Below are 10,540 nucleotides of genomic sequence, written 5' to 3' on the forward strand. Positions count from 1 at the left end.
ACTTTGTTCATTAATATTTCCTTCTATTTTAGAAAGTACTTCTTTAAATTTTTGCTCTTGTTCTATAATCATTTTGTTATTATTCAGTAATAAATAAAACTATTTGTAGTTTCTAGTTTTATTGTGTTCATTCTTTTTAATTGTGACTAACGAGTTTGAATATGATTTGTGCGACTGGAAAATCTGAGATTTTTCGGACGAAGCAAATCGTTTGTTGAATGTTTGTCGGTTTGTTATTTAGTTTAAATGTAAGCATAAATTTTATGAGGTGTTAGCACACGTATTTATTCTGTACTGATTAGTTTACCATTTTCGTAAATTTCCGTTTTGGTCAATTTTCCTTGTTCGTCGAAACATGTCCAAACTCCGTCTTTTTTTAATCTGCTACCATAAAATCCGCTCTCGCTTATTTTCCCATTTTCGTGATATGCAGTAATTGATTTATAAGTCAGATTATCGAGAGGAAATCTTGTCTCACGAGTTTTATTTTGGTGTTTATCAAAATCTATAGTTATCAAATGGGTAAAATCGCGATATTTTATTTTTTTTACAAAATCTGTATTGTCATAATTTTCTGAAATCACTTTGCCTGATTCTGGTATTTCCTCTTCCTCCGCTCCGTGAATGACTTTTACACCTGACATTCTTTCAATCTTTACTATATTGACACTATAGATTTTGGCAAAATTATTTTCGGTCAGAAATGATGCCTATATTGAATTATTTAACAGAACACTCTCTTAGGAAAAGTCCAATTTAGTTTGAAGACGTACACATGCTCTAAACCGTTGTGATTAATTATGAAAATTCGATTTTAAACCAAATATTATTGCGATGAAAAAAACGATTAATTATACTATTATTCTTGCAGTAACAATTATTTTAGGTTGCCAAGGATTTAAAGAGAAATAAACGATGTGTATTTCACACTCATGTTGACGACCCTTAAAATCAAAAATAGGTGAGCATTAATGTGACTTAGCAGGGCGAAGCCGTGAAATTTTTAACCTAAAAAACACACACTTACGGAAACCCGTAAGGACCTTTTTCTTTTTAAAATTACTTTTGATGGGTTAAACTTTATGGGGTCATCTAAAATAGGGATTGTTGTGTGTTTTGTATGAAAAACCAAGCAATGAAAAAAAGTAATTAATCAAATTTAAAAGCTTTTATTTTTTGTAAAAGTTATAAGGGGAATATCCGAAAAGTGCAGTAAAAGAATTGTAATAGGGTTTTATAAGCGAATTAAAGTTCATTAAAAGGTGACTTAGCAGGGCGAAGCCATGTGAGTATCCTAATAAAAATTAAAAAACAGTAAGTTTTATTCAGGAAATATAACCATTAAAGGATCTTTAAATATAAAAAAACAGCCGGTTATATAAATGATGATAATTTGTTAATTGGCTTTTAGTAAAATGAAATTATAAACAACCCAAATTTGCTTCTATGAAAAAAATACAAATTATTTTTTTACTTATTGTAGTGGTGTTTACCGCTGGCTGTTCAATGGCCATGATCGGATATGTAGTGTTAAAGTAATTAAAAATATTTTTAAATGAATAACCCCTTAATTATAAAACTTGTTAAATATCCAATTCATCAACTTTATATATTTCTAACTTATTTTTCCTGCTTTTTTCAAGTGGGCAGTAGCTATTTTAAAAATCTATGATTTTATTTCCTTTATAATTTGGTAACAAATTTTGAGGAATTCCATCACTCAAAATTAAATTTAAATTAAAGTATATTATGGAAAAGGGCCATGCTATTATTTTAGTGATTATAGTTACCGTACTTTTGGGGATTATTTTATTTGAACTTTTTGGTCAATGAAATTTTCTTAGATATAAAATGCAAACAACAAATTTTCTATTTACACACTTGGTAGGGCTTTCATAAACTTTCTTTAGCATACTTCTTTTCCCTTATGAAATTCTGAGTTAGGCCATTACTGACGCTTTCTTCAACTTTCTGTAAAGGAAAGAATTGAAAATATTTCTTTTTCCAAAATTATTTAACGATTTGCTATTAACGAATTTGTTAAACAGTCTTTGATTCACGCCAAAATATTCGTACGTATTCCCATCTGCAAAAGTAACCTCCAATAGCAGGCTTTTATGACGGAAATCTGCAACGGGTGATTGAATTGTTGTAGCAACGTATTCTTCTAAATGAGTTTCTTTTGTATCTGGAGCGATACTTACCAGAAAATGATAACCATCAATAATTTTTACACTAACTTCGCCTGCCTCTTTCTTTTTTTCTTGGTCCTGAAATTTATCGGGATGCCATTCTTTTACCAGTTGTCTGTAAGTAGTTTTTAATTCTTTCAAATCAATAGATCCTTCTATCTTAAAAAGTTTCTTGTATTCATTGATACGCTTCATGTGCTGTTTTTCAAATTAGTGCGCAAAAGTATTCATATTATCTGAATTATGAAGAAAACTTTTCATTTTTAAAATTGAGTACACCAGTTTGAATTTGATTTCGTTTTATTAATTTCCGTTGAACAATGATACTCATTTATAAAATACACGCTGATGTAACACAGAAGCGCCATAAATAAGAGCATTGCTGTGACACGATACGCTAAAGTTATAGTATGCAGATCATTAAATAGATTGATCTAGGGGGCGTTTTCAAAATTTCTTTTCTTCATTTGGTGTTTTTCAGGCTCTTTAACAAAGTTTTGGTTTATTGAATTGGCATGTGCGGTTCTGGCAATGTGCCTGAAATATTACAAGGCATCCTTATCTTTTTCAATTTTTAAATTAAAATTAGGCGCTTTATAATCTTTTGGCAAATAATCAGATGGAATTGTTGTCATATTTCCATCCCTTGCAGCACGGTAATGTGGTGAAAGAATTTCAATACCCCGCTCGTTACAAACATCTTGAATATTCTGATGTAGATTTGAATATATGAATGCTTGTTTACTTGCCTCACGTGTATAGGCGTTAATCTGGTATGACACATAAAAATCATCAAGGCTCGTTTGTAAAACAAACGGCTTCGGTTCATCAAGAATACTATCTGTTCTTAAAGCTGCATCAATTAATGCATGGTGCATATCTTTCCAGGGCACATCATATCCAATAGTTAAAGTGGTGTGAATGATTAACCCCTTTTCCTTTGCTTCAATACTGTAATTTGTTGTACTTCCTGTTAGAACAGATGAATTTGGGATTGTAATAACTTCATTTTTAATTGTCCTAACCCTTGTAACTAAAAGAGTCTTTTCAACCACATCACCAGTTACTTCTCCAATTTTAATACGGTCGCCAATTTTAAATGGCCGCATATAAGTAATAACCAACCCTGCTACCATATTTGCAATTGCTGAGGATGAACCTAATGAAAAGAGAACGCCAATAAAAACAGAAACTCCCTTAAAAATATTTGAGTTGGAGCCCGGCAAATAAGGGAAAATCAGAACAAACACGAATGCATAAAGAAGAAATTTGACGATACTGTATGTCGGCATTGCCCAATCGGAATGAAAGCCTGATATTTTAAGTTTTTCCGCTTCGATTTCTTGAAAAATATACCTTACAAACCGAATTACATACTTCATTACAAAGTAAATAACAAGAATGCTGAAAAGGTTTGGAAGATATTCCCAAATTGCAACCAAAACACCTTTAAATGGCGACCAAATAAGATGAAACAATGCATTGGCCCAATCGCGTGAAAATGGGAAGATGCTGAAAATAATGGGTAAAGTAATATAAAGCAGAATCGCATAAACAAACCATCGGAATATCTTAATTAAAAAGAGAAGAACCTGCATTTCCTGGTCGGCTGTCATAAAAGTATAATCCTTGTATGATAAATCCTTAAGCCATGTGTCTTTTTTTGAATTTATGGTAAGCAAGAGTTTCGAATAACTTTTGCTCATTAACCAAATAATGAACCATGCAATAGCAATAACAAGTAAAACTAAACCTATCCTTGCAAGAATCTTTAACCAATTATTCTCGCTTTTTGCCTCAATTATCGATTTTTTTATGATTTCCTTAAAGTTATCAGCCAGCTCAGGCATACTTTTTCCGTACCATATTGCATCGTTTTCTGAAATACTTATTATAATGATTTCACCATAAACAATATCATAGGTGTTTTCCGAATTTATAACAGAAATTGAATCTGTTTTTAAAAAATCATCTTCATATAACTTTTCAATTTTCCTGCTTATATTTATTGCTCTTTCTTTTGGGGTAGAAGCACCAATTTTTGAGTAGATAAAAAACAGCGTGTCTTTCATTACGCCCAATACTGGATAACCTTTAGCTGTATTTCGTAAAGAATCAATCCGCGTTTTTTTATCAGCTAATCTGTTTTTCTTGTTTTCTTCAATTGTTTTCAGCTGTTTTAGCAAATCTTCTTTTTGAAGATTGTCTGTAGTTTTAAGCTTCATTAATTGTGATTCTAATTCGGCCTTTCTAATCGAATCAGCAATTCTTTGCTTTTCAACTCCTGCAAGTTTTTGATTATAATCTTGCAGAACAGTAATATTTATAGAGTCATTTATTTGTGACAAAGTATCGATCTGTCCATAAGATGTAATGCCGTATGACAGCAGAAGCATCGAAAGTATTTTTATGAATATTTTTCTCATCTTAACAAATCGTTTGTTGAATGTTCGTTGGTTAATATTTAGTTTAAATGTAAGCATAAATTATATTCAGTGTTGCTGCCGGTGTTTTTTATTTACTTAGGTTCAATATCCTCATGGCTCCTTGAATTACCAAAACAAAAACGATTGTTCCAATAATCAAATCGGGTTTTCCAGAGTTCAACCAATTTACCAAAACGCCGGCTGAAATTACGCCTAAATTGATAATCACATCGTTTGAAGTGAAAATCATACTTGCTTTCATATGTGCCTCATCTTTACTCTTTGACTTTTGCATTAAATACAAACAAATTCCATTCGCTGCTAAAGCAAAAGCCGAAACGATAATCATTGTCGAAAAATCAGGAAGCAGCTCTTCTCCTAAAAAACGTCTTAAAATTTCCGAAAATCCAATTACTGCAAGTATAATTTGAAAATATCCAGCAAGTTTGGCTATTTTTTTCTTTCTAATTAATGTTCCTCCAACTGCTAAAAGGCTAATTCCGTATACAAAAGAGTCAGCCAACATATCTAAGCTATCGGCCACAAGTCCCATTGAGTTTGAAATCAACCCACTAATTATTTCGATTATGAAAAATAGAAAATTTATAGCCAAAACGGTCCAAAGTAACTTTTTTTGGTTTGAATGTTCTTCAAAATCAATTTGTTCAGTTTTCTCTGTAGCTATTTTTTTTCCACCTAAATTTAATTCGTAAACTGATTTTTCGATTTGGTCAATTTGTCCTTTGTGAAAAACAGTTAATTTTCGATTCGGAATATCGAAATCAAGATTTTTTATACCTGAAATCCCGTCCAATTTCATTCGGATTAGATTTTCCTCTGAAGGACAATCCATTTTCTTAATTTCAAATGTAGTTTTCTCCAATTAGTTAGTTTTTTTCGGCATTGGCTGCTACTTGTTACATCCAAACAAATATAATTGTTTATCACTAATGATTTCCGGATAACCGTAGATTTTAGTTATTCATCTATTTAACAATTTAAAAAATGGCGTCTTAATTATTTTTTATCACCCGGATGGTATTTTTTTTCAGCGCTTTTTTCAACATCCTCACGGTAATAAGCAACGTCTTTAAATTTAACATCAGCATATCGTTGTGATTGATCACTGAAATGAGGAGAATCAGGATGGCCGCTTTGACCTCCGGCTAAAAGAGATTTGGCTTTAACCTTATCACCAAATTCAACAACGGCAACAAAACTATTTCCGGAAGTGCCATAAATCTTTTTGGTACCATCATAAGACCTGGCTCCAAAAGATGCCAGTGCTCCCCATTGTCCGGATGCCATGCCTACAGGGATGCTTTCCATGTGATCATTAAAAGGCTGAATGATTTCTCCATTAATTCTCTGGTAACGGTTAATGTCACCCCAGGGAGTCTTCCACGATCCAAAATCTTCCGAAAGTTGCGCAATTGTTTTGTTGAAGATCTCAAGACGTTCTTTTAGGGGAGATTTAGTACCAAAATAGGTGATTTTACCCATAAATGTTAATCCATCAGGCGTTTTACCTTCTTTTAAATATCGTAAGCCATAAAAGTGGGCCAATGACATGGCTACTGATTTTTTGGAAACCGCAAAATCCCAATTTCTTAAAACATTGATGGCTTCTTTTAACTGTTGATCGGAATTGGATGATTTGTCATAAGCGGCAATTAAACCTGGTATTAAAACCTCAAATGCTGGTAAATAAGGATCATAAGCAGTTTCAATAAGTTTATCAAGGGTTAAATCCTTCGCTTTTTCTAATAATCGAATGGCATGAACACCGCGAAAATTCTCTTCATTTACAGACATGTATTTTGGATAGTCCTTAACTTTTGGACTATTTTCTCCCGCACTTGTAAAAGGGGTGGAATTGCAATTTTGAATCCAGCCATTAGCGGGGTTCAAAACGGTGATAATTTCATCTACCGTATGCAATCCTTTCCAGTCAGTAGCGGGGTTGCTTCCGTCTACCGGTTTGGAATAGTCGAATATGGTGTCTCGTTTTGGAATAAAATCGCCGTGATAATAGGCAATATTTCCACCAGCATCAGCATATACCGTGTTGTTGGATGAATTCGTTCGCATAGTCATCATTTCTCTAAATTCTTTGGTATTATTTAGTTTTGTTCTGGTGAAAGATTGAATTAATGCATTCACAGGATCCCACATCATTGCCGAAGCAACCCAAGTACTGTCAATAACATTTGTAATGGGCCCATGATGCGTTCTGAACATGGTGAATTTTTTCTCTTTTTGAACTTCACCATCAGCATATTTCAAGGCAACTTCAATGGTTTTAACAGGTCTTTGTTCATCACCATAAATATAGTTATACCCATTTTCTGTTTTTACAATTTTTTCTTTAAACTCGTCCATAAAATCGGTATGGGTTGAAGTGTGCATCCACCCGGTTTTTTCATTAAATCCTTGATATACAAAAAATTGTCCCCAAGTTACAGCGCCATATGCATTGAGACCTTCTTCACTGATCACGTGTACTTCTCCGCGGAAGTAAAAGGAAGTATGTGGATTAATGAGTAGCATAGCTTTACCGGATTTTGTTAACTTTCCCGAAATTGCAAATCCATTTGACCCTCTGGGTTCCTCATCATTAAGTCTAAGTAAACCATCATAGACTTGTGCAGTATTTGAAGATTTTTCTTCATAAAAGGATTTGATGTTTTGCGTAGATATGTTTTCAATATCCCCTCCAATAGAGCCTTCACTAAAATACATGGGCATCCAAGGTTCAAAATGAGTCAATAATTTAGGTTTAACATCAGGATGCGTGTATAAATAATAATTGATGCCATCAGCAAAAGCATCACATAACTTTTTTAACCAATCAGGACTTTTTTCATAATTGGCGATGGCTTCTTCTTTGGTCATAAATAATCTCGCCCTAAGATCACTATAAATCGCCTGTTCACCTTCAACTTCGGCAAGACGCCCAATTGCCCAAATATAATTATGTTCAACACGGTTAAAATCATCTTCACATTGTGCATAAAGTAGTCCAAATACGGCATCCGCATCTGTTTTTCCATAAATATGAGGCACGCCAAAATCATCCCTGATAATTTCAGTATTTGCCGCGTGTTCTTTCCATCGTGTTTGTTCTGTTGAAATTTCTTGCTGATTGCAACTTGAAATAATAAGCAATAAAATTAGGATCAGTTTTTTCATTAGGTAGTTCTATTTTTATTTTTCATTTAAATTTATGGTAGATTTAAAGTCATACCCATATTCGTTGAGTTCTTTTTCTGTCAGTGAAATGATGGTAACGTCAAGCTTTAAATTTGTTAAAGGGGTATCCAGGGAATCCGTTTCAACCGAAGAAATAGCTTCTAAAACATCGAAACCTTTAAATACTTGTCCAAAAATTGTATAATCTCCATCGAGCCGGGGAATGCCATTTTTGTTATTAACGATGTAAAACTGACAACTGGCTGATAATTTTTCAGGGTTGTCATCACGCCCGGCTCCAACGGCACCATATACATGCTTAAGACTATCATTGAATTCGGGTTTTAGCAAATAGGGAGAATCACCAAATCCTTCAGGTGTATCAGGACAGCCCCCCTGAATCACAAAGTTCTTGATCACGCGATTAAAAGTTAAAGAATCCCAATAATTGGCATTTGCCAACTTTATAAAACTTGCCTTGTGAAGCGGCGTTTTATCTGACAACCAAAATAGGATTTCTCCTTTTGAAGTTATTATTTGGCCTGCTTGATATGTTTTTACTTCTTTTTTTAAAGTTGAACATGAAATAGAAGCAAACAACACAAGCAACAATAAAAGTTTTTTCATTTATCAATTATTTAAATAATTCCACCTGTTAAACAACCCATCCAAATCTACATAAATTACCTGCAAAAAAAAAGGAATTCTTACTGTCTTGGTATTTAAGAAAAAGAGTATTGGCAATAAAATTTATTTGCAGATTTTCAGTTAATCAGTGGGGCCTTGGTTCGAGCCCAAGAGTAGAATCAAAAAAGAGTTACAGGCAATTGTAATGCTTTTTTGTTTTTAGGCCTTACCATTGAATTGCTTTGATTTATATTTTCTTATATAACTCTAATGTTTTCTCAATAGCATCATCAAAGTTTTCCCAGGTTTTTTCTGAAGTTAAATCTGTGGTGATAAACGTTTTATTAAATTTGGAAAGCAATGTAAAATACACATAACCGCCAAGCATTAATTGGAAAGCATAATTTAAAGAGGTTTCTTTTTCATTTGTTTTAAATGTTTTTCCAAGTCGGGTATTTACAAACTTAAATAGCTCTTTTGTATTTTCATTATTTTCCAGTAATTGCCATCGTAATAGCTCTTGCGCTAAAATATTTTCCCTGATTTCTTTAGTTCCTTTCCGGGTGAAATTTTTTAAATTTTCTATACTGTCAATATTTTCATCAATGGTGAGCAATGCTTTAAAAAAATCGCCTTTTTGCGCAAATTGAAGTAACAAACCTTTCATGCCGCCAAAATAACGGTAAATAAGCCCTTTTGACACACCGGCTTCTTTGGCAATGGCGTTGATGCCCATTCCTTGAGGTCCTTTTGCTTTTAAGATAGCCAAAAAGGCATGGTAAATTTTATCTTCTGTAGCAGCTCTGTCTTTCTTCATTATAAATCCTTTAGATTTAAAACACACCCCAATTGTATATTATTTTTTTGAAATGGTGGATAATGTTCGGTCATTAATTGGTGCATAAAAGGGAGGGGAACTTCATTAAAAGTTCCATAATCTTCTAAATATTCCATAAACACGTGATCACCGGTTTGATCAAATTCTTGAAATAAAGAATCTTGTTCTCCGTCAAATTCAAGTGTTTTTACATTTAATAGTTCACATAATTCCTTATTGAATGCTGGCGTTGCTTTTACCCATTTATCATTTAAAAAAATTTCTACATATCCATGCGGCACCAATACATCTGAACCAAATTTTTCAATAATATCATCAATGGCAATATGATTTCTCACTTTTGCCAATCCCAAACGGGCAGGAATTTTTGCGGCCCTAAGTATGGAAATCAAAATAACTGCCTTATCCAAACAATGACCGTTTTTATGCGTAATTATTTCTGAAACTTTCCAGTCTTCATTAATTAAACTGAATCGATACGGATTGTAAGACCAGGTATCTCTTACATATAAATAAGCTTTAATTGCAAATTCTTTATCTGATAAAGTTTCTTTTCCTTTTAAAGAAGTGAGGATATTTTGTATCTTTTCATTTAAAAAGTCAAAATGAAAAGTAGGCTCTGTATATTTTTTCGACATATTCACTAAAATGTTACTTTGGAGTAACATGCAATATTATGGAATAAATTTATTAAAATCAAAAAAGAAAAAATTAATTAAATAACTTAGAATAAAGTTTTTATCTATATTTGTAACCACACGGTCACAAAAATTTTATAATTCATGTAACCACACAGTAATTTAAAAAGCAAAAATGGAAGCGTACATTTATGATTCAGTCCGAACGCCCAGAGGCATAGGAAAAAAAACAGGGGCTTTATCACAGGTAAGTCCGGTTCAGCTTGTAACCACCTTATTAAAAGCATTAAAAGAAAGAAATGGTCTGGATACCACTTTGGTGGAGGATTTGATTTTAGGCTGCGTTACACAGGCTGGAGAACAAGGCGGAAATGTTGCGAAAGTTGCAGCGCAATGTTCAAATTACGGAGACCATTTATCGGCACTCTCCATTAATAGATATTGCGCATCAGGCTTAGAAGCCATCAATCAAGCTGCCGCCATGGTAAAATCGGGATGGTCCAATTTAATTATTGCAGGAGGTGTTGAATCTATGTCGCGTGTGCCAATGGGTATTGATGGTTCTGCCTGGGTCATGGAACCCGATGCAGCTTTTGGTAAATTTGTTCCGCAAGGTATTTCTGCTGA

At 33.2% G+C, this 10,540-nt stretch carries 9 protein-coding genes; 1 reads left to right on the top strand and 8 read right to left on the bottom strand.

The genetic code is table 11. The features are described from left to right. Positions 1–284 precede the first annotated feature (284 nt). The 8 genes from ABY285_RS11185 to ABY285_RS11220 form a co-directional block, all read right to left on the bottom strand. Positions 285–644 (bottom strand): hypothetical protein, encoded by a 360-nt coding sequence (locus ABY285_RS11185; RefSeq protein WP_372770076.1) that lies wholly within the window; start codon positions 642–644, stop codon positions 285–287. A gap of 1,296 nt (positions 645–1,940) precedes the next feature. Further along, complete coding sequence (locus ABY285_RS11190; RefSeq protein WP_372770078.1) at positions 1,941–2,387, bottom strand: KTSC domain-containing protein; 447 nt, start codon at positions 2,385–2,387, stop codon at positions 1,941–1,943. Between the two features lie 350 nt (positions 2,388–2,737). Then, positions 2,738–4,618, bottom strand: coding sequence for a mechanosensitive ion channel family protein (locus ABY285_RS11195; RefSeq protein ID WP_372770080.1), 1,881 nt, complete (start codon positions 4,616–4,618; stop codon positions 2,738–2,740). A gap of 88 nt (positions 4,619–4,706) precedes the next feature. After that, a complete protein-coding gene (locus ABY285_RS11200) occupies positions 4,707–5,501 on the bottom strand; it encodes a cation transporter (protein WP_372770082.1) in 795 nt (264 codons plus the stop codon). Positions 5,502–5,635: 134 nt separating this feature from the next. Further along, a complete protein-coding gene (locus tag ABY285_RS11205) occupies positions 5,636–7,810 on the bottom strand; it encodes an acylase (RefSeq protein WP_372770084.1) in 2,175 nt (724 codons plus the stop codon). Between the two features lie 15 nt (positions 7,811–7,825). Continuing rightward, positions 7,826–8,437, bottom strand: coding sequence for a peptidylprolyl isomerase (locus ABY285_RS11210; protein ID WP_372770086.1), 612 nt, complete (start codon positions 8,435–8,437; stop codon positions 7,826–7,828). 247 nt (positions 8,438–8,684) lie between these two features. Next, complete coding sequence (locus ABY285_RS11215; RefSeq protein ID WP_372770088.1) at positions 8,685–9,254, bottom strand: TetR/AcrR family transcriptional regulator; 570 nt, start codon at positions 9,252–9,254, stop codon at positions 8,685–8,687. Further along, positions 9,254–9,913 (bottom strand): transglutaminase family protein, encoded by a 660-nt coding sequence (locus tag ABY285_RS11220; protein ID WP_372770090.1) that lies wholly within the window; start codon positions 9,911–9,913, stop codon positions 9,254–9,256. Before ABY285_RS11220 ends, ABY285_RS11215 begins: the two co-directional genes overlap by 1 nt. 175 nt (positions 9,914–10,088) lie before the next feature. Here ABY285_RS11220 and ABY285_RS11225 point away from each other — a divergent pair. Further along, the coding region (locus ABY285_RS11225; RefSeq protein WP_372770092.1) for a beta-ketoacyl synthase N-terminal-like domain-containing protein at positions 10,089–10,540 on the top strand (452 nt) is incomplete at its 3' end.

Source organism: Lutibacter sp., from assembly GCF_041555395.1.
Lineage (GTDB): Bacteria > Bacteroidota > Bacteroidia > Flavobacteriales > Flavobacteriaceae > Lutibacter.